Source organism: Nitrobacter sp. NHB1, from assembly GCF_036964665.1.
Taxonomy (GTDB): Bacteria; Pseudomonadota; Alphaproteobacteria; order Rhizobiales; family Xanthobacteraceae; genus Nitrobacter.
This window is the reverse complement of record NZ_JBAMDA010000001.1, coordinates 2,649,170-2,668,046: the sequence shown is the minus strand read 5'-3', so window position 1 is coordinate 2,668,046 and position 18,877 is coordinate 2,649,170. Positions and strand designations below refer to the sequence as shown.

Annotated in this window: 19 protein-coding genes; 8 read left to right on the top strand and 11 right to left on the bottom strand. The window is 63.4% G+C overall.

Annotated features, from left to right (window positions below):
• The first annotated feature begins 99 nt into the window (after positions 1-99).
• On the top strand, positions 100-1,425 hold the full coding sequence (gene ugpB / locus V4R08_RS12380) for a sn-glycerol-3-phosphate ABC transporter substrate-binding protein UgpB (RefSeq protein ID WP_335579626.1): 1,326 nt from the start codon (positions 100-102) through the stop codon (positions 1,423-1,425).
• Positions 1,426-1,641: 216 nt separating this feature from the next.
• On the opposite strand, the gene phaR is transcribed toward ugpB, so the two are convergent.
• Positions 1,642-2,253, bottom strand: coding sequence for a polyhydroxyalkanoate synthesis repressor PhaR (gene phaR / locus V4R08_RS12375; RefSeq protein ID WP_335579625.1), 612 nt, complete (start codon positions 2,251-2,253; stop codon positions 1,642-1,644).
• Between the two features lie 311 nt (positions 2,254-2,564).
• Between phaR and V4R08_RS12370 the strand changes: the two genes are divergently transcribed.
• The 3 genes from V4R08_RS12370 to yddG all read left to right on the top strand — a co-directional run bounded on the left by V4R08_RS12370 (position 2,565) and on the right by yddG (position 5,663).
• Positions 2,565-3,743 carry an acetyl-CoA C-acetyltransferase gene (locus tag V4R08_RS12370; protein ID WP_335579624.1) on the top strand — a complete coding sequence of 393 codons (1,179 nt, stop codon included), beginning with the start codon at positions 2,565-2,567 and terminating at the stop codon, positions 3,741-3,743.
• A 151-nt stretch (positions 3,744-3,894) separates the two neighbouring features.
• Positions 3,895-4,620, top strand: a complete 726-nt coding sequence (gene phbB / locus V4R08_RS12365) for an acetoacetyl-CoA reductase (RefSeq protein ID WP_335579623.1) — start codon at positions 3,895-3,897, stop codon at positions 4,618-4,620.
• A gap of 176 nt (positions 4,621-4,796) precedes the next feature.
• Positions 4,797-5,663 (top strand): aromatic amino acid exporter YddG, encoded by an 867-nt coding sequence (gene yddG, locus V4R08_RS12360; RefSeq protein WP_335579622.1) that lies wholly within the window; start codon positions 4,797-4,799, stop codon positions 5,661-5,663.
• A gap of 21 nt (positions 5,664-5,684) precedes the next feature.
• Here yddG and V4R08_RS12355 read toward each other — a convergent pair whose 3' ends face one another.
• Positions 5,685-7,046 (bottom strand): AmpG family muropeptide MFS transporter, encoded by a 1,362-nt coding sequence (locus V4R08_RS12355; RefSeq protein ID WP_335579621.1) that lies wholly within the window; start codon positions 7,044-7,046, stop codon positions 5,685-5,687.
• A gap of 87 nt (positions 7,047-7,133) precedes the next feature.
• Between V4R08_RS12355 and V4R08_RS12350 the strand changes: the two genes are divergently transcribed.
• The gene (locus V4R08_RS12350; protein ID WP_335580268.1) at positions 7,134-7,433 is read left to right on the top strand and encodes a GIY-YIG nuclease family protein; all 300 of its coding nucleotides are present in this window, start codon (positions 7,134-7,136) and stop codon (positions 7,431-7,433) included.
• Positions 7,434-7,509: 76 nt separating this feature from the next.
• Here the strand turns inward: V4R08_RS12350 and V4R08_RS12345 are convergent, their stop codons facing one another.
• Positions 7,510-8,724 (bottom strand): DNA recombination protein RmuC, encoded by a 1,215-nt coding sequence (locus tag V4R08_RS12345; RefSeq protein ID WP_335579620.1) that lies wholly within the window; start codon positions 8,722-8,724, stop codon positions 7,510-7,512.
• Positions 8,725-8,874: 150 nt separating this feature from the next.
• Here V4R08_RS12345 and def point away from each other — a divergent pair, with 150 nt between their 5' ends.
• From def to truA, 3 genes are read left to right on the top strand one after another with little or no spacing between them, the layout of a single operon-like run.
• Entirely contained in the window at positions 8,875-9,402 is a 528-nt protein-coding gene (gene def, locus V4R08_RS12340) for a peptide deformylase (protein WP_335579619.1), read from the top strand.
• Between the two features lie 24 nt (positions 9,403-9,426).
• Positions 9,427-10,359, top strand: a complete 933-nt coding sequence (gene fmt / locus V4R08_RS12335; protein ID WP_335579618.1) for a methionyl-tRNA formyltransferase — start codon at positions 9,427-9,429, stop codon at positions 10,357-10,359.
• Entirely contained in the window at positions 10,359-11,096 is a 738-nt protein-coding gene (gene truA / locus V4R08_RS12330) for a tRNA pseudouridine(38-40) synthase TruA (protein ID WP_335579617.1), read from the top strand. Before fmt ends, truA begins: the two co-directional genes overlap by 1 nt.
• Positions 11,097-11,233: 137 nt before the next feature.
• Here truA and V4R08_RS12325 read toward each other — a convergent pair whose 3' ends face one another.
• The 8 genes from V4R08_RS12325 to yidC form a co-directional block, all read right to left on the bottom strand.
• Positions 11,234-11,794 (bottom strand): phosphorylase family protein, encoded by a 561-nt coding sequence (locus tag V4R08_RS12325; RefSeq protein WP_335579616.1) that lies wholly within the window; start codon positions 11,792-11,794, stop codon positions 11,234-11,236.
• A complete protein-coding gene (gene dapE / locus V4R08_RS12320) occupies positions 11,791-12,960 on the bottom strand; it encodes a succinyl-diaminopimelate desuccinylase (RefSeq protein ID WP_335579615.1) in 1,170 nt (389 codons plus the stop codon). The genes V4R08_RS12325 and dapE overlap by 4 nt, the downstream gene beginning before the upstream one ends.
• A 13-nt stretch (positions 12,961-12,973) precedes the next feature.
• Complete coding sequence (dapD, locus tag V4R08_RS12315) at positions 12,974-13,819, bottom strand: 2,3,4,5-tetrahydropyridine-2,6-dicarboxylate N-succinyltransferase (RefSeq protein WP_335579614.1); 846 nt, start codon at positions 13,817-13,819, stop codon at positions 12,974-12,976.
• A gap of 249 nt (positions 13,820-14,068) precedes the next feature.
• Positions 14,069-14,779 (bottom strand): pyrimidine 5'-nucleotidase, encoded by a 711-nt coding sequence (locus tag V4R08_RS12310; protein ID WP_335579613.1) that lies wholly within the window; start codon positions 14,777-14,779, stop codon positions 14,069-14,071.
• Positions 14,776-15,672 carry an acetylglutamate kinase gene (gene argB / locus V4R08_RS12305; RefSeq protein ID WP_335579612.1) on the bottom strand — a complete coding sequence of 299 codons (897 nt, stop codon included), beginning with the start codon at positions 15,670-15,672 and terminating at the stop codon, positions 14,776-14,778. The genes V4R08_RS12310 and argB overlap by 4 nt, the downstream gene beginning before the upstream one ends.
• A gap of 151 nt (positions 15,673-15,823) precedes the next feature.
• On the bottom strand, positions 15,824-16,210 hold the full coding sequence (locus V4R08_RS12300) for a DUF423 domain-containing protein (protein WP_335579611.1): 387 nt from the start codon (positions 16,208-16,210) through the stop codon (positions 15,824-15,826).
• Positions 16,207-16,860, bottom strand: a complete 654-nt coding sequence (gene yihA, locus V4R08_RS12295) for a ribosome biogenesis GTP-binding protein YihA/YsxC (RefSeq protein ID WP_335579610.1) — start codon at positions 16,858-16,860, stop codon at positions 16,207-16,209. Before yihA ends, V4R08_RS12300 begins: the two co-directional genes overlap by 4 nt.
• 167 nt (positions 16,861-17,027) lie before the next feature.
• Positions 17,028-18,857 (bottom strand): membrane protein insertase YidC, encoded by a 1,830-nt coding sequence (gene yidC, locus V4R08_RS12290; RefSeq protein WP_335579609.1) that lies wholly within the window; start codon positions 18,855-18,857, stop codon positions 17,028-17,030.
• Between the last annotated feature and the right edge of the window lie 20 nt (positions 18,858-18,877).

The window sequence follows — 18,877 nt, the reverse complement described above, 5'->3', positions numbered from 1 at the left end:
CCGCGCCGGTCGTGAATTGCAGCGGCCGCGCGTTGGTCTTATCAGAAACGCATGGCAGCGGGGCAGCCCGGCCCTGCCGTGCGCGGAGGGCGAGGCACGATGCGAACACCGGCATGGAGACTGGCGCTACTGTTCTGCGCGCTGCAATTCACTGCTGCACTGCCGGCTCCGGCACGCGCCGTCACCGAGATCGCGTGGTGGCACGCGATGTCCGGCGAACTCGGCCGGCAGCTCGGACGGCTCGCCACCGAATTCAACGGGTCTCAATCCGAGTACCGGATCGTGCCGACCTACAAGGGCAACTACACCGAGACCGTGACCGCAGCGATCTTTGCGTTCCGCTCGCGGAGCCAGCCGGCGATCGTGCAGGTCAATGAAATCGCCACCGGCACCATGATGGCGGCTCAGGGGGCGATCTATCCGGTTTTCGAGCTGATGCGCGACGAGAACGAAGCGTTTTCTCCGACGGCCTATCTTCCGGCCATCACCGGATACTATGCCGATGTCGCGGGCAACCTGCTGTCGTTTCCGTTCAATGTCTCGACCCCCATCCTCTATTACAACAAGGACCTGTTCCGCGCCGCCGGTCTCGATCCCGAGAGGCCGCCGCAGACCTGGCCGGAGCTCGGCGAAGCCGCCAAGACGCTGCGCGAGGCCGGGGCCGCTTGCGGCTTCACCACGTCGTGGCCGTCATGGGTCAACGTCGAGAGCTTTCTCGCCTTGCACAATCTGCCGATCGCAACGCGTGCCAACGGGTTCGGCGGGCTCGACGCCGTCCTCATTTTCAACAATCCGCTGATGGTCCATCACGTTGCCCAACTCGCCGAATGGCAGAAGACCAAGATTTTCGACTACAGCGGCCGGGGGACGACTGCCGAGCCCCGTTTCCAGCGTGGCGAATGCGGCATCTTCATGGGCTCTTCGGCGACGCGCGCGGATATCATCGCCAATTCCAAATTCGCCGTCGGCCACGGCATGCTGCCGTATTGGCCGGATGTCGAGGGCGCGCCGCAGAACACCATCATCGGCGGCGCCACCTTATGGGTGCTGCGCGATCGCCCGCGCGAGGAATACAAGGGTGTCGCAAAATTTTTTGCCTATCTGTCGAAGCCCGAAGTGCAGGCAGCCTGGCACCAGCACACCGGCTACCTGCCGATTACCCGCGCAGCATTCGACCTCACCCGCGCGCAGGGCTTTTACGATCGCAATCCCGGGTCCGCGATCGCGATCGAACAGATGACGCTGAAGCCGCCGACCGGTAATTCAAGGGGGTTGCGACTCGGATCGTTCGTTTTGATCCGCGGTGTCATCGAGGACGAACTCGAACAGGCCTTCAGCGGCAAGAAGAGCGCGCAGGCCGCGATGGATTCGGCGGTGGCGCGCGGCAACACGCTGCTACGCCAGTTTGAGCGCACCAATCCGTAACGAGTGTCGGGCAGTCGTTGCGATTGTCATTTGCCGGGCATAGCCCATTCTAGAAACGGCGTCGCTTCCGCTTGCCTATGCGAAGAACAGCGTCGCTTCGCTCGCCTGTGCCCCGGAAATCCATCCCTTTTGAGAAGATGGGTGCCCGGATCAAGTCCGGGCATGACGACCTTCTGATTCCATCAATACGATCAGCACTCGCGGACTCGTGCGCGCCTACTCCTTCTTCGGCTCTTTCGACATCCGTTCGAGGCGCTCCTGCATCTCTTTCATCTGACGGCGAAGATCCTCGATATTATCGCCGGCATTATTGTCGCCGGCATTTGAGGCGTCGGGCGTTTTCTCCGGTTCGGAAGCGGCGGTCCCACTGCGCGGCGGCACGAACGGCTTGAACATCGAGAAGGTGCGTTCGAACAATTCCATGTTGCGGCGGACATGCTCTTCGAGCGGCGCGAGGGGGGTGCCACTGAAGGTGCTGGTCATCTGCTTGCGAAACTTCTCCTGCTCGCGGGTCAGCATGTCGATCGAGCGTTCGAGATATTTCGGCACCACCATCTGCATGCTGTCGCCATAGAAGCGGATCAACTGCCGCAGGAACGCGGTCGGGAGCAGGTTCTGTCCGGCCTTGTTTTCCTGCTCGAAGATGATCTGCGCCAGCACCGAGCGGGTGATGTCGTCGCCGGTCTTTGCATCGAAGACCAGGAAATCCTCGCCCTGCTTGACCATCGCCGCGAGATCTTCGAGCGTCACATAGGTGCTGGTGCCGGTATTATAGAGCCTCCGGTTCGCATATTTCTTGATTGTCGTTGGTGTCTCTGATTTCGCCATAGGTCCCACACGTCCATACCGAGGACAAGAAACCCCGCCGGCGTCCACGAGGGGGTTAACAAGTAGCGCATTGCAGCAAAGCACTTTCGGCAGGCCTCGGCTACCGTTTTATGAAGGACGGTCAATTCCAAGGCATAGAGACTGCTCACGAATATGCCCGGCGCAACTTCTGGTCATTGGAGCGATTGACACACTCTCGTGAGGTTAATTGACACACTCCCGTGAGGTTAACAGGTTAGAACCCATACACGGGGTCGCCGGCGCGGCGGCCATCGTCCAATTTCAAGTCACTCAAGTTCCAGGAGGTGTCCATGTCAGACGATGTCGTCATCGTCAGCGCCGCCCGCACTCCGGTGGGGAGTTTCAACGGTGCGTTCGCCACCACGCCGGCCCACACTCTCGGCGCTGTCGCCGTCAAGGCCGCGCTGGAGCGGGCGGGTATCGAGCCAGGACGCGTCTCCGAGGTCATCCTGGGCCAGATTTTGACCGCGGCGCAGGGCCAGAACCCGGCGCGGCAGGCGTCGATCGCCGCCGGCGTTCCGGTAGAAATCCCGGCCTGGGGCGTCAACCAACTCTGCGGCTCGGGTCTGCGCACGGTCGCGCTCGGCTATCAGGCCATCCTCAACGGCGACTCCGACATCGTCGTCGCCGGCGGACAGGAATCCATGAGCATGGCGCCGCATGCGCAGTACCTGCGCGGCGGCGTCAAGATGGGCGGCCTCGAACTGATCGACACCATGATCAAGGACGGCCTGTGGGATGCGTTCAACGGCTACCACATGGGCAACACCGCGGAGAATGTCGCCCGTCAGTACCAGATCACCCGCCAGCAGCAGGACGAATTCGCCGCCGGCTCCCAGAACAAGGCGGAAGCCGCGCAGAAGGCCGGCCGGTTCAAGGACGAGATCGTGCCGGTCACCGTCAAGAACCGCAAGGGCGATATCGTCGTCGACACCGACGAATATCCGAAGGCGGGCGTGACGGCCGAGTCCATCGCCAAACTGCGCCCGGCCTTCGAGAAGGAGGGCACGGTCACCGCGGCCAACGCATCGGGAATCAACGACGGCGCCGCCGCCGTGGTGCTGATGTCAGCCAAACAGGCGGCGAAAGAGGGCAAGCCCCCCCTCGCCCGCATCGTCTCGTGGGCTCATGCCGGCGTCGACCCGAAGATCATGGGCACCGGGCCCATCCCGGCATCGCGCGCCGCGCTGAAAAAGGCGGGCTGGACTATCGGCGATCTCGATCTGATCGAGGCCAACGAGGCCTTTGCCGCGCAGGCCTGCGCCGTCAACAAGGACCTCGGCTGGGATACCTCCAGGGTTAACGTCAACGGCGGCGCCATCGCCATCGGGCATCCGGTCGGCGCCTCGGGCGCGCGCGTGCTGGTGACGCTGCTGCACGAAATGCAGAAGCGCGATGCCAAAAAGGGCCTCGCCACGCTGTGCATCGGCGGCGGCATGGGTATCGCCATGTGCGTCGAGCGCGGCTGAGCGGATCGGGCGAACGGTGCTAAACGGACATCGAGTCACCGCAGTTCGCTCTGACAATAAAATGCCCGGCATCGTGCCGGGCATTTTATTGCGCAAGGTTTTGTTTCAACGACCAGGATAATTCCGGCTTGCTGCCCAGGAGGACGACACAATGGCAAGAGTGGCACTGGTGACGGGGGGGACGCGAGGCATCGGCGGCGCGATCAGCAAGGCGCTGAAAGCGGCCGGATACAAGGTCGCGGCGAGCTATGCCGGCAACGATGCAGCGGCGGAGAAGTTCAAGACGGAGACCGGCATCCCCGTCTACAAATGGGACGTCACCTCCTTTGAGGCCTGCACCGAGGGCGCCAGGAAGGTCGAGACAGAACTCGGCCCCATCGAGGTGCTCGTGAACAATGCCGGCATCACCAGGGACGGCGCCTTCCACAAGATGACGCTGGAACAGTGGAATTCGGTGATCAACACCAATCTCGGCTCGCTGTTCAACATGACACGCCCGGTGATCGAAGGCATGCGCGCGCGCAAGTTCGGCCGCATCATCAACATCTCCTCGATCAACGGCCAGAAAGGCCAGTTCGGCCAGGTGAACTATTCGGCGGCGAAGGCCGGCGACATCGGTTTCACCAAGGCCTTGGCTCTGGAGAACGCCAAGGCCGGAATCACCGTGAACGCGATCTGCCCGGGTTACATCAACACCGAAATGGTGCAGGCGGTGCCCAAGGACGTCGTCGAGAAAAACATCCTGCCGCAGATTCCGGTGAACCGTCTCGGCGAACCCGAGGAGATCGCGCGCGCGGTGGTGTTCCTCGCCGCCGACGACGCCGGCTTCATCACCGGATCGACGCTGACCGTCAACGGCGGGCAGTATCACGCGTGAGGAATAGCGCATAGGGTGGCAGGCCGCTTCTTTCTTCCCTCTCCCCTCGCGGGAGAGGGTGGACGGGTACCAGCGCGGCCGGGTGAGGGGACAGCATCAACGTGACGGAAAGCCCCCTCATCCGAGGCGGACCTCGTCTGCGCCACCTTCTCCCGCGAGGGGAGAAGGAAGAAATCATGACCTCCCGCACCGCTACGCTTATCGGCCTCACCGCCATCGTCATGTGGTCGCTGCTCGCGGTCATGACGGTCGCGACCGGGCGCGTTCCCGCGTTTCAACTGGCGGCGATGACGTTTGCGATCGGTGGCCTCGCCGGCTGCGCGAGCTGGCTGTTTCGCCCCGAAGGCGCCCGCGCGTTGCGACAGCCGCCGGTGGCGTGGCTGGTCGGGGTCGGCGGGCTGTTCGGCTATCACGCGCTGTATTTCATCGCGCTGCGGCGCGCGCCGCCCGCAGAGGCCGGCCTGCTGAATTATCTCTGGCCGCTGCTGATCGTGCTGTTCTCATCGCTGCTGCCGGGCGAACGGCTGGCGCCGCATCATCTAATCGGCGCGATCCTCGGGCTCACTGGGACGGTGCTGCTGGTCGCGGGCAACAGCTCGATCCAGTTCGAGCGCGCCCAGATTTCGGGTCTCGCGGCGGCGTTCATCGCGGCGTTTGTCTGGGCGGCGTATTCGGTGCTGTCGCGGCGGCTGGCCTCGGTTCCGACCGATGCGGTCGCGGGCTTCTGCCTGGCGACAGCCGCGCTGGCGGCAATTTTGCACGTGCTTGTGGAACCGACGGTGTGGCCGGACAGCGGCGCGCAGTGGCTCGCGATCACAGCACTCGGCATCGGTCCGGTCGGTCTCGCCTTCTATGTCTGGGACATCGGCATGAAGCGCGGCGACATTCGCGTGCTCGGCGCGGCCGCCTATGCAACGCCGCTGCTCTCGACCGGGTTCCTGATATTGGCGGGCTTTGCTAAACCGACCGCTGCGCTTGGCGTCGCGGCGGTGCTGATCGCGGGCGGCGGATTGATCGCGGCGAAGGACATGATCTGGAGATGAACGGTCAGGTCCCGCCACCGTTTAGGTCTGCAGCGCGGCAAAGTGCCCTCGCCGCTGCAGCCAGGCCAGCAGGACCAGGCTTGGCAGCGCCACCAGCATGCAGATCACGAAGAATAGCGGCCATCCGGTCGCCTCGGCGACGAACCCGGCGCTGGCGGACAGATAGGTTCGACCGACGGCGGCAAGCGCCGTGAGCAGGGCATATTGGGTAGCGGTATGCAGCGGGTTGCGGCACAGCGCCGAGAGATAGGCGACGAAGATCACCGTGCCGATGGCGCTGGTGAAATTCTCCGCCGTGATCGCAAACGCCAGTGCCCATTGATTGACGCCGGCCAGCGCCAGCCACGAGAACGACAGGTTGGCCACCGCCTGCAGAATGCCGCCGATCCACAGGCTTGCCGCCAGCGGATAGCGACGCGCCACGAAGCCGCCCGCGAAGCCGCCGATCAGGGTGGCGGCAAGACCGACGCCCTTGACGATGGCGGCGTAGTCGTTGCGGGTGAAGCCGAGATCGATGACGAACGGCGCGGTCATGGTGCCTGAGAACGCATCGGTGAACTTGAACAGCACGATGAAGGCCAGCGCCGCCAGCGCGTCCTTCCTTGCGAGAAACTCGGAGAATGCGCCGATCGCGGCGTGCGTGACGCGCGCAAAACCGCCCTCGGTTCGCGTGGCTCGCTCGGCGCGCACGGATTGCTCGGGCTCGGTGGCGGCAAGTGCGGTGATGGTGCCGATCAGGACCATCGCCGCCATGCTGACATAGCCCCATGACCATGCGGCGGCGCGGACCAGGCCTGTGCCTTCGAATGCGCTGACCAGGAAGAGAGCGCCGGCGGTCGAGACCAGCATGCCGATGCGATAGGCGGCGACGTAGCCCGCCATGCCGGCGGCCTGCTCGCTTTCCGGCAGGCTCTCGACGCGAAAGGCATCGACCACGATGTCCTGCGTCGCCGATGTCGCCGCCACGAGCAGCGCGCCGAGCGCGACGAACCACGGCGCCTTCACCGGATCGGTCGAGGCCAGCAGCAGGATCGCCGCGATCAGCAGCAGTTGCGAAAACACGAGCCAGCCGCGGCGGCGGCCGAATCGCCGCGTCAGCAGCGGAATGTGCAGGGCATCGACCAGCGGCGCCCATAGGAACTTCAGCGTGTAGGGCGTGCCGACGAGGACGAACAGACCGATGGCGCGCAGGTCGATGCCGGATTCCGTCATCCATATCTGCAGCGTCGAGCCCGACAGCGCCAGCGGCAGGCCGGACGAGAAGCCGAGCAGCATCACAATGAGAACGCGCGGTTGCAGATAGACCGCGATGCTCTCGCGCCATGACGCGCGGGGCGCGGCGTCGGATTCATTCGGCGGGGCGGCGGCGTCCGGAGCGGTCATGCCGCAGTGCTAGCAGATTCGCAGGCGTTACGAACTGACGTCATCGCCCGGCTTGACCGGGCGACCCAGTACTCACAATCTCACATTATGGGGCCACGCTGTTTTTACGTATACATCCTCGCTAGCCGTATCGGTGGAACACTTTATGTCGGCGTGACCAATGACCTTTTACGGCGTTTAGCCGAACACAAATCGAAAATCGCTGAGAGCTTTACAAAAACGTACGGAGTAGATCGGCTTGTGTATTTCGAATGTTTCGATGACATAGAACAGGCGATCCACCGCGAAAAAAGACTGAAGAAGTGGGAACGCCTTTGGAAGGTGCAATTGATCGAAAAAGACAATCCAAATTGGGATGATCTCTACCCTGGCGTCGCTGGAAGATGACGGCGAGGATACAGTCTGAAAGGCAAGCCATCTGGATACTGGGTCGCCCGGTCAAGCCGGGCGATGACATCCATAATCACTCGCCCGCCTGGATTTTACGGCCGAACGGCGGCGGATACAGTTCCGGTTCACCGGGCCTGACGATCCGCGGCGTCTCCGCGGCCGCCTCATCCTTGCTGAAATCGAGGTCCTCGATCCTCACCGCGCGCTTGCCGATCTTGCCGGCCGAGATCAGGACCTGCCTGACATCCTCGCTGACCTGATCGAAATGACTGCCGAGCTTGCTGACCCGGTCGCGCAGGCGCTCGACATCACCCATCATGGTCATGACCTCGATCCGTACCTTGTCGGCGGCATCGCGCATCCGCGCGTCCTTGAGAAGCTGCTGCATCACCTGGATCGCCAGCATCAAAAGCGATGGCGACACCAGCACGATCCGGGCGCGATAGGCTTTCTGGATCACATCGTCGAAGGCGTCATAGATCTCGGCATAGACCGACTCCGACGGCACGAACATCAGGGCGTTATCCTGAGTCTCGCCCGGGATCAGGTATTTGCCGGCGATGTCGGTGACGTGTTTCATGACGTCGGCGCGCAGCCGCTGGCTTGCGAACTTCCTTTCCTCGTCGGTGCGGGCGTCGTGGAGTGCCGTCATGGCCTCCAGCGGGAATTTCGCGTCGATGCAGAGCGGGCGTTGGTCGGGGAGGAAGATCACACAGTCCGGCCGCTTGCCGTTCGACAGCGTGTACTGGAAGGCAAACGAGTCTTTCGGCATGCCGTCCTGCACGATCGCTTCCATCCGCGCCTGTCCGAATGCGCCGCGCGACTGCTTGTTGGCGAGCACCTCGCGCAGCGTGGTCACCTGCGCCGTCAGGTCGGTCAGGTTCTTGTGCGCGTTGTCTATAATTCCGAGCCGCTCGTGCAGTACGCGCAGGCTGTCCATGGTGTTGCGCGTGGTCTGCTCCATCGACTGGCCAACCCGATGGGTGACCGAATCGAGCCGCTCGCTGACGGCGCGCGCCATCTCCGCCTGACGCCCCGCAAGCGCCCGACCCATGGCGTCGACGCGGCCGGTGGCCTCCGACTGCGCGCGCATCATGTCGTCGAGACGTTCCTCCAACTCGTCGGCGCGGCTCGTCTGCGCCATCGCCATTTCGGTTCCCCGGCGCCCGGAGCGCGCGATCACAATGGCGATAATCAGCAGTAGTACCAGCGCCAGCGCGCCGAACGCGATCAGCACGGTGCCTGTTCGCACCGATACGTCGCCCAGGATGAAAAGGATGTGGTTCATCCGGTCCTTGTAGCCGATTCGACCGTCAATGAGAACGAAGCACGAACATATTGAGTTAACGAAAGCTCAATTTTTATGGTTAACACACGCTTAACGACCCGAAATCGCTATGGATTGACCGCGGCAGACCGGGGGATTACATCGCCCGCCATGGCTATTCGCGAAATCATCATTCTGCCGGACAAGCAGTTGCGTCTGGTTTCCAGGCCGATCGAAACGGTCACGCCGGAGATCCGCAAACTCGCCGACGACATGTTCGAGACCATGTACGACGCCCCGGGCATCGGGCTCGCCGGCATCCAGATCGCGCAACCGTTGCGCATCATCACCATGGACCTCGCCAGGCGCGACGAGGACGGCGAACTCACGCCGCGGCCGCGCATCTTCATCAACCCGGAAATCCTGTCGGCGTCCGAGGAACTCTCGACCTACGAAGAGGGCTGCCTGTCGATCCCCGAATATTACGAGGAGGTCGAACGCCCGGCGCGGGTGCGGGTCCGCTTCATCGATCTCGACGGCAAGGTCCACGAGGAAGATGCCGAGGGGATCTACGCCACCTGCATCCAGCACGAAATCGACCATCTCAACGGCGTGCTGTTCGTCGATCACATCTCGAAACTGAAACGCGACCGCGTGGTGAAAAAATTCACCAAGGCTGCGAAGCTCGCCGCGAAATAGTCTCGCAAACAGATCGGCTCGTTCATGCCGCTTCGCCTGATCTTCATGGGCACGCCGGAATTCGCGGTGCCGACCCTGCTGCAACTCGTCGCCCATGGCCAGGAGATCGCGGCCCTATATACCCGCGAGGCGAGGCCCGCGGGCCGCGGCATGAAGCTGCAACCGAGCCCGGTGGCGCGGGAAGCGCACCGCCTCGGCATTCCCGTGCTGACGCCGAAAACGCTGAAGACCCCCGCCGCGCTGGATGAATTCCGCTCGCATGGCGCCGACGCCGCGGTCGTCGTCGCCTACGGCATGATCCTGCCGCAGGCGATCCTCGATGCGCCGCCGCTCGGCTGCTTCAACCTGCATGGTTCGCTGCTGCCGCGCTGGCGCGGCGCCGCGCCGATCAACCGCGCCATCATGGCGGGCGACGCCGAAAGCGGCGTCATGGTCATGAAGATGGATGCCGGCCTCGACACCGGCGACGTCGCCATGGCCGAGCGGATCGCCGTGACCGATGCGATGACGGCATCCGATCTCCATGACGCGCTGGCGCCACTGGGGGCCGATCTCATGGTGCGTGCGATGGCCGCGCTGGCGCGCGGCGGCCTGCAACTGACGAAGCAGAGCGAGCACGGCGTCACCTACGCCGCAAAAATCGACAAGGCCGAGGCGCGCATCGACTGGAGCAGGCCAGCCCGAGAGCTGCTGCGGCATATCCACGGCCTGTCGCCGTTTCCGGGCGCCTGGTGCGAGATGCCCCTCGACGGCGAGCGAGTGCGCGTGAAGGTCTTGCGTTGTGAGGTCGCGAAAGGCTCCGGCGAAGCCGGTGAACTGCTCGACGATCGGCTGACCATTGCGTGCAAGGACGGCGCGATCCGCGTCCTCGAATTGCAGCGCGCCGGAAAGCCGCCGATGAAGGCCGAGGCCTTTCTCAACGGCACGCCGCTTCAGCCGCCCATGCGGCTCGTCTGATGCCCCGCTACAAGCTCACCATCGAATATGACGGCGGCCCGTTCTGCGGCTGGCAGTATCAGGACAACGGCCCCTCGGTGCAGGGCGCCTTGGAGGCGGCGGTCAAAGCGATCTGTGGCGATGCCGTTCGCGTGCATGGCGCCGGCCGCACTGACGCCGGCGTCCATGCGCTGGCGCAGGTAGCGCATTGCGACATCGCCAAGCATTTCGCGCCGAACCGGTTGCGCGACGGCCTCAACGCCCATCTGCGACCGCATCCGATCGGCGTGCTAACGGCCGAAATCGTGCCCGAAACTTTTGAGGCGCGCTTCTCGGCACTCAGGCGGCATTATGTCTATCGCATCGCCAACCGCCGCGCGAACCTCGCCATCGATGTCGGCCACGTCTGGCGCGTGCCGCGGCTGCTCGATGCGGAGGCAATGCACGCGGCGGCACAGCGGCTGATCGGCAAGCACGACTTCACGACGTTTCGCGACACCGAATGCCAGGCGAAATCACCGGAGAAGACCCTCGACCAGCTCGACGTCGTCAGGAACGGCGACAACGTCAACGTCGTCACCTCGGCGCGGTCGTTCCTGCACAGCCAGGTGCGCTCAATGGTGGGATCGCTGGTCTGGGTCGGACATGGCCGCTGGAGCGCCGACGATCTTTTCAACGCGCTGGCCGCGCGCCGCCGCGAGGCCTGCGGCCCTGTCGCGCCACCCGACGGGTTGTATCTGGTGCGGGTGGATTATTGAGTCATTTGCTGTTTTTACGAAATCTGTGCTCGTCATGCGCGGACTTGATCCGCGCATCTATCTTTTGAACGAAGATGGATTGCCGGGTCAGGCCCGGCAATGACCTTTCAAAAATCTTCTGTCTAAACACGACGCCCTTAGGAACGAATTCGGTCCAGCGCATCCCAGAACAGGCTCTCACCGTCCTTCACATTGGCGGTCCAGTCCTGGTGCGCGAGGTCGTTGGCGTCGTCTGTGATGAATTTGAACGCACGCCACGGCAGGCTGTGGCGCTGGCAGACCTGCGCGACCGCGAACAGCTCCATGTCGACGATGTCGATCCCGTTCTCGACCAGCCACGGGTCGGAGGTCGTGACAAAGCTGTCGCCGGTGCCGCAGACGACGCCGGCCTGCCCCGAGGTCAGCCGGTCGAGTTCCGGCGAGAACGGCGTACGTCCGCGCGGCGCCAGCGGCATCGCCATCATGTCGCGCTGGACAACACCGGACACCTCCACCAGACCATGGAGCGTCTCGTTGATCTTTCCCGCGGTGCCGTAGTTGATGACAAGTGCCGGGCGCATCGTCAGCAGCGCCAGCGTGGTTGCGCCGGCCGCGTTGATCTTGCCGACGCCGGTGTAGATCACCCTGACGCCGTCGGGCGCGCGCGCCTTGTCAAGTTCGTCATCGATAGCGGTGAGGACGAGGATCTTGCCGCTCATGCGAAATAGCGATCCAGCACGCCGCGGTAGATACGACTCAGCTTTTCGAGATCGGCCACCGGCGTGCGCTCGTCGATCTGGTGCATGGTCTGTCCGACCAAGCCGAATTCGATCACCGGGCAGTAGTCCTTGATGAAGCGCGCATCCGAGGTACCGCCGCCGGTGTTCAGCTCCGGTCTGCGGCCGGTTACCTCCTCGATCGCCGCGACCACGAGATCGGTGAACGGGCCCGGTCTGGTGACGAACACATCGGCGTTCGAGGGCTCCCACACGATCCGGGTCCGAATGCGATTGCCCGCGGCCTTGACGACGCGCGCCTCGATCAGCGCGCGCAGCGATTCCTGATTATGATGATCGTTGAAGCGGATGTTGAACTTCGCCCGCGCCTGTCCGGGAATTACGTTGCCCGCTGGATTGCCGACATCAACCGAGGTGAATTCCAGATTCGACGGCTGGAACTGGGCGCTGCCCCGATCCAGCGGCTCGCTCACAAGCGCGATGATCAGCGCGGCGATGTCCGGAATCGGATTCGACGCGCGATGCGGGTAAGCGACGTGGCCCTGCACCCCATCGACATACAGCGTGCCGGATAGCGAGCCGCGGCGGCCGATCTTGATGCAATCGCCGAGTTCGGCGACATTGCTGGGCTCGCCGAGTACGCAATGATCGAATTTTTCACCGCGCGCGGCCGCCCATTGCATCAGCTTGACGGTGCCGTTGACGGCGATGTCTTCCTCGTCGCCGGTGATCAGGAACGAGATCGAACCGTTGCCGTCCCGCCCCGGCTTGCCGCCATGCGCCGCCAGATAGTCCAGCGCGGCGGCGACGCTGCAGGCGATTCCGCCCTTCATGTCCACGGTGCCGCGCCCGTAGAGGAAGCCGTCCTTGACGTCTCCGGAGAACGCGCCATGGCTCCATGCCGACTCGTCGCCGGGAGGCACGACATCGGTATGGCCGGCGAACGCGATGTGGGGGCCGGCGGTGCCGATGCGGGCATACAGATTGTCGATGTCGGCGGCGCCCGGTTCGCTGAAGGTGACGCGGTGCACCTCAAACCCGGCGGTCCTGAGCAACGTCTCAAGCACGCCGAGAGCGCCGGCGTCCGCGGGCGTCACCGACCGGCAGCGGACGAGGTCACGGGCGATGGAGAGAGCGTCGGCGGCCATCAGTGACAGACCATCAATCCCGCAGCAGTTCGTTGATGCCGGTCTTGGAGCGGGTGCGTTCGTCGACGCGTTTGACGATGACCGCGCAGGCGGTGGACGGACCTGGCTGGCCGTTCTTCAACGGCTTGCCCGGCAGCGCGCCCGGCACCACCACGGCATATTCCGGCACTTCGCCCATGAAGATCTCGCCGGTTTCGCGATCGACGATCTTGGTGGAGGCGCCGAGGAACACGCCCATCGACAGCACCGCTCCCTTGCGCACTATCACGCCTTCCGCCACTTCCGAGCGCGCGCCGATGAAGCAATCGTCCTCGATGATCACAGGTCCCGCCTGCAGCGGCTCCAGCACGCCGCCGATGCCGGCGCCGCCGGAGATATGGACGCGCTTGCCGATCTGGGCACAGGAGCCGACCGTGCACCAGGTGTCGACCATGGTGCTCTCATCGACATAGGCGCCGAGATTGACGAACGACGGCATCAGCACCGCGTTCTTCGCGATGAAGGCGGAGCGGCGGACGATCGCGCCGGGCACGGCTCGAAAGCCGGCGTCGCGAAACCGGTTCTCATTCCAGCCCTCGAATTTCGACGGCACCTTGTCCCACCACACAGCCTTGCCCGGTCCGCCGGGAACGACGCTCATGTCGTTAAGACGGAATGACAGCAGCACGGCCTTCTTGAGCCACTGGTTGACGTTCCACTTGCCATCCGCCGCGCGCTCGGCGACGCGCACCTCGCCCTTGTCGAGCAGGTCGAGCGCATGATCCACCGCCTCGCGCACCTCGCCTTTGGTCGCGGCAGTGACGGTCTCGCGCGCGTCGAAGGCGTCGTTGATGGTGGTCTCGAGAGAGACGAGAGACATCGCTATTCCTTATTGAAACAGGCCGCGGAACCGGATGGCAAACGGCGCTTTTGTCGGGATTCGGCGGCGGAGAGTCAAGCGGCGGCACACGTCGTCCCCGCGAAAGCGGGGACCCATAACCACCGGCGTTCATGGTGACAAAGGAATCTGACATCGAGTCCAAGACGATAGGACACGGCGTAAGGGTCCCGGACCGCGTTCGCTGTGCTCACTTGTCCGGGACGACGTGCTGAGATGTGAATGCCGAACTTACCGCGCCGCACTCAACCCTTCCAAAAATCTCGCCAGATCGTCGGTGACATGGTCGACATGCGCCGCGCCGCGTCCCTCCAACTCCCAGTCCTCGCGCTCCACCTCTCGTGTCTCGTCCGGCACCACCAGAACCGTGGTCATGCCGAGTTCATGAGGGACGGCGAGATTGCGGGCGAGGTCCTCGAACATCGCGGTCTTTGCCGCATCGACGCGATGCCGTTCGAGAAAGCGGCGATAGGTCTGCGGCGCCGGCTTCGGCTCCATCTCTGCGGCGATGATGTCGAACACCGCCTCGAAGTGATGGCCGAAGCCGAGCCGTTCCAGCACCTTGCCGGCGTGAGCGGTCGAGCCGTTGGTGAGGATCAGCTTGCGGCCCGGCAGCCTTTCGAGCGCCGCGCCCATCGCCGGATCGGGTTCGAGCGGCGAGTGGTCGATCCGATGGACGTATGCGAGATAGTCATCGGCTGACACGCCATGCTCGGTCATCATGCCGCGCATACTGGTGCCGAAGCGCTTGTAGTAATCCTTCTGGATCCGCCGGGCCTCAATCGGATCGACGTCCAGGAATTGTCCGATGTATTCGCCGATCCGGGCGTCGACCTGCTGCCAGAGGTTGACGTGATGCGGATAGAGCGTGTTGTCGAGATCGAACACCCAGGTGTCAATGTGGCTGAAGCCGCGTTGCGGTCGTGGTCGCGCGTCGGTCACTTGTGGATCAGCGTCCCTGTGCCCTGGTCGGTGAAAAGCTCGAGCAGCACCGCATGGGGGGTCTTGCCGTCGATGATGACGACGCCGCCGACGCCCTGTTCGAGCGCGTAGATGCAGGTCTCGACCTTCGGAATCATGCCGCCCGAAATGGTCCCGTCGGCGATCAGCTTGCGCGCGTCGCTGATCGATAAATCCGGAATGAGCTTCTTCGACTTGTCGAGCACGCCGGGAACGTCGGTCAGGAGCAGCAGACGCTTGGCTTTCAGGGCGCCGGCCACTGCGCCCGCAAAGATGTCGGCATTGACGTTGAAGGTCTGGCCGCCTTTTGAGGTGGCCAGCGGCGCCAGGACCGGGATCAGTTCGTGGCCGATCAACTGGTTCAGCAGCGTCAGATCGACGTTATCGGGTTCGCCCACGAAGCCGAGATCGACGACCTTCTCGATATTCGAATCCGGGTCGGCCATGGTGCGCGTCGCCTTCGAGGCGGAGACCATGTTGCCGTCCTTGCCGCAAAGCCCGACCGCCTTGCCGCCGGCTTCGTTGATGTAGCCGACCAATTGCTTGTTGATCGAACCGGCCAGCACCATCTCGACGATCTCGATGGTCGCGGCGTCGGTAATGCGCAGGCCGGCCGCGAACTCGGACTTGATCCCGAGCCGTTGCAGCATGGTGGCGATCTGCGGGCCGCCGCCATGCACCACCACCGGATTGATGGCGGTCTGTTCCAGCAGCACGATGTCGCGGGCGAACTTCCGCGCCACATCCTCCGAGCCCATGGCATGGCCGCCGTATTTGATGACGATGGTTTCCTCGTCATATTGCTGCATGTGCGGCAGCGCCTCGGACAGGATGCGGGCCTGATCGAGCGGGCTGATTTGGGAGGCGTCAGACATGAAACGGGTCTCTTGGCCGGCGGGATGGGGCGGGTTCTAGCGCGTATTCCGCAAAAGCGGATACCGGTTTTCCGATCAGAATACGCACATCCACTCCACTAGCCGATTGGCGGCGGGACCGCAAAGCCGCTCCGGACCGGTATCGCGACTGTCAGGGACGGGTCACGGCGCGAGGCCAGATGGCGGCGATCGCGAGCAAAAACCAGCCCAGGATCATCAGCGTTCCGCCGGACGGAGCGGCCATCGGGAAAAGGTGGTGTTCGAGGAACTGCCGCACCGTCAGGTCGGTACTGAACAGGATCGCGCCCACGACAAAACCGCCGGCGGCAGCAAAACCGAGGCGCGGACGAATGATCTGCCGGTCCGCCAGAAGCATTGCCAGCAGCGCGGCGGGGGCATGAAACAACAGCATCGACGAGGCCGAGTGGAGAAGCGTGCCCCCCGTCTTGTGCGCCGCGACCGCGGCCAGGATGACGCCGGCCGCGCCCATCAGCCCCGCCGCAAAGACGACGATCCGAAACCAGCCAAACTGCGTCATCGTTGATGCTCTCCGATCAGGCGGGCCATGGCCGCGCGCAACTCCGGCACTCCGTAGCCCGTGCGCGACGATGTGACCAGTACATCCGGGAACGCCGCCGGATGTTTGGCGAGCAGCGCCCTGGTCGCATCACGACGCTCCGCCATCTCAGTGGCCTTCACCTCGTCGGCCTTGGTCAGCACGATCTGGTAGCTCACGGCGGACCTGTCGAGGGTGGTCAGAATAGTATGGTCGATGTCCTTGATGCCATGGCGCGAGTCGATCAGCACATAGACTCGCGCAAGGCTCGCCCGGCCGAGCAGGAATTTGTGGATCAGCGACGTCCACGACGCGATTCTGGCTTTCGGCGCCGACGCAAAGCCGTAGCCGGGCATGTCGACCAGCCGGACACCGGCGTCCTTCGGACCCTCGAAGAAGATCAACTCCTGGGTGCGACCCGGAGTGCGGGAGGTTCGGGCCAGCGTGCTGCGCCCGGTCAGCGCGTTGATCAGGGTAGACTTGCCGACATTGGAGCGTCCGGCGAATGCGACCTCGACGCCAGCCATCGGCGGCAGCGTCTCGATCGACGGCGAGGCCCAGATGAATTGCCAGTCTCCGGCAAACAGCCTTCGGCCCCGCTCGATCAGCTCCGCATCAAGGCCGGTGGTCATGCGTGGGTTCTCACAGGCATCATTGCGAGCTCGCTACAAAATTGGCTTGCCAATTTTGCGCTGAGCGAAGCAGTCCAGCATAGCGCGGTCGGAACTGGATTGCTTCGTCGCTGACGGGACGACGCGAACGTCGCCCTTGAGCTCCTCGCAATGACAATGGAAGGATTCTATGTCGTCTTCGCCGGCTTGTCGGAGGATTTGCGGCGGAAGGTCGACTTCACATTGTCGAACAGTACCACCTTCACGCCGTTGCGGCGCATGATGTAGCTCTGCTGGAGCACCGACAGGGTGTTGTTCCAGGCCCAGTAGATCACGAGGCCGGCCGGGAAGCCAGCGAGCATGAAGGTGAAGATCAGCGGCATCCAGTCGAAGATGATCTTCTGGGTCGGGTCCGGCGGCGTCGGGTTCAGCTTCATCTGGAACCACATCGTGATGCCCATGATGATCGGCCACGCGCCGATTGCGAGATAGTGACCGATGAACGGCACCGCCGAGGGATCGTAGGGCAGCAGCCCGAACAGGTTAAAGATGTGGGTCGGATCGGGCGCAGACAGGTCCTTGATCCAGGCGAAGAATGGCGCGTGACGCATTTCGATGGTCACGAACAGAACCTTGTAGAGCGAGAAGAACACCGGGATCTGCAAGACGATCGGAAGACAGCCCGAGATCGGGTTGATCTTCTCTTTCTTGTAGATTTCCATCATCTCCTGCTGCAGCTTCATCTTGTCGTCGGGGAAGCGCTCCTTTAGAGCGGCGACCTGCGGCTGGACCGCCTTCATCTTCGCCATCGAGGCGTAGGCCTTGTTGGCGAGCGGGAAGAAGATCAGCTTGACCAGCACCGTCACAACCAGGATCGCGATGCCGAAATTGCCGAACACATGGAAGAAGAAATCCAGCGCGAGGAACATCGGCTTGGTGATGAAGTAGAACCAGCCCCAGTCGATCAACAGGTCGAAATGGTTGAGGTGAAGCTGCTTGTTGTAGCCGCCGAGGTCCACCAAGGGAAAATTGAGGCCGACGACGCTGGCTTCCTTGGCTCCGGCGAACAGGCGCGCGTTGACCGAACCTGTGCCGCCGACCGGGATGGTCTGCGCATCCTCCAGATAGTCGGTCTGGTAGGTCTTGACCGAGTTAGCCTCGTTGGACGAGAAACGCGCCTGCAATTGCGCGCTGGTGTCGGGCAGCAGAGCCGAGGCCCAATATTTGTCGGTGATGCCGAACCAGGCGTTGGTGACCTTGAAGCTGACCGACTTGGCTTCGTCGATCTTCTTATAGGTATATTCCTGCAGCTTCTGATCACCGAGATAGCCGATAAGGCCTTCATGCAGGAGATAGTAGCCGGAAACCACCGGCGTGCCGTGGCGTGAAATCAGCGCAAACGGGTACAACGTCACCGGCGCGCCGCCGGCGTTCGTGACCTCATCCTTGATCGTGAACAGATAGTGGTCGTCCACCGCGATGGTACGGCGGAACGTCAGCCCTTCGCCGTTGTCGTATTTCAGCGTGACCGGGGTGGACTGTGTCAGCGCGCCCGACCCTTCCTGCTGCCATACCGTGTTCTGGTCCGGCACCCGTGCGGTCGATCCGGTAGCCGCAACCCAACCGAATTCGGCATAATACGGAGCGGCCGTGCCGGAGGGCGAAAACAGCTCGATCGCGGGCGAAGCGGGATCGACCGTCTCGCGGTATTTGGTCAGGGAGAGATCGTCGATGCGCGCCCCCTTCAGCGAGATGCTTCCGCTCAGGCGAGAGGTGTCGATCTTGACGCGCGGCGTGGCCGCAATCGCAACGGCGCGGGCAACCACCGCCTCCGCCGCAGGGTGATCCGGCTTGGGCGAATTTGGCCCCGGCTCGGTCTGGGATTTTGCCGTCTGGCTTTGCGCCTGCTGCGCGGCGCGATCCTTTTCCATCTGCGGAATATTGTAGAAATACTGCCAGGCGATCAGGATGAGGCCCGACAGAACGATGGCGATGATGGTATTGCGGTTGTTAGACATCATTCAGGTCTCGTCATTCG

Coding starts and splice junctions, on each gene's coding strand:
- ugpB (WP_335579626.1), top strand. CDS start 100: ATGCGAACACCGGCATGGAGACTGGCGCTACTGTTCTGCGCGCTGCAA.
- phaR (WP_335579625.1), bottom strand. CDS start 2,253: ATGGCGAAATCAGAGACACCAACGACAATCAAGAAATATGCGAACCGG.
- V4R08_RS12370 (WP_335579624.1), top strand. CDS start 2,565: ATGTCAGACGATGTCGTCATCGTCAGCGCCGCCCGCACTCCGGTGGGG.
- phbB (WP_335579623.1), top strand. CDS start 3,895: ATGGCAAGAGTGGCACTGGTGACGGGGGGGACGCGAGGCATCGGCGGC.
- yddG (WP_335579622.1), top strand. CDS start 4,797: ATGACCTCCCGCACCGCTACGCTTATCGGCCTCACCGCCATCGTCATG.
- V4R08_RS12355 (WP_335579621.1), bottom strand. CDS start 7,046: ATGACCGCTCCGGACGCCGCCGCCCCGCCGAATGAATCCGACGCCGCG.
- V4R08_RS12350 (WP_335580268.1), top strand. CDS start 7,134: ATGGGGCCACGCTGTTTTTACGTATACATCCTCGCTAGCCGTATCGGT.
- V4R08_RS12345 (WP_335579620.1), bottom strand. CDS start 8,724: ATGAACCACATCCTTTTCATCCTGGGCGACGTATCGGTGCGAACAGGC.
- def (WP_335579619.1), top strand. CDS start 8,875: ATGGCTATTCGCGAAATCATCATTCTGCCGGACAAGCAGTTGCGTCTG.
- fmt (WP_335579618.1), top strand. CDS start 9,427: ATGCCGCTTCGCCTGATCTTCATGGGCACGCCGGAATTCGCGGTGCCG.
- truA (WP_335579617.1), top strand. CDS start 10,359: ATGCCCCGCTACAAGCTCACCATCGAATATGACGGCGGCCCGTTCTGC.
- V4R08_RS12325 (WP_335579616.1), bottom strand. CDS start 11,794: ATGAGCGGCAAGATCCTCGTCCTCACCGCTATCGATGACGAACTTGAC.
- dapE (WP_335579615.1), bottom strand. CDS start 12,960: ATGGCCGCCGACGCTCTCTCCATCGCCCGTGACCTCGTCCGCTGCCGG.
- dapD (WP_335579614.1), bottom strand. CDS start 13,819: ATGTCTCTCGTCTCTCTCGAGACCACCATCAACGACGCCTTCGACGCG.
- argB (WP_335579612.1), bottom strand. CDS start 15,672: ATGTCTGACGCCTCCCAAATCAGCCCGCTCGATCAGGCCCGCATCCTG.
- V4R08_RS12300 (WP_335579611.1), bottom strand. CDS start 16,210: ATGACGCAGTTTGGCTGGTTTCGGATCGTCGTCTTTGCGGCGGGGCTG.
- yihA (WP_335579610.1), bottom strand. CDS start 16,860: ATGACCACCGGCCTTGATGCGGAGCTGATCGAGCGGGGCCGAAGGCTG.
- yidC (WP_335579609.1), bottom strand. CDS start 18,857: ATGTCTAACAACCGCAATACCATCATCGCCATCGTTCTGTCGGGCCTC.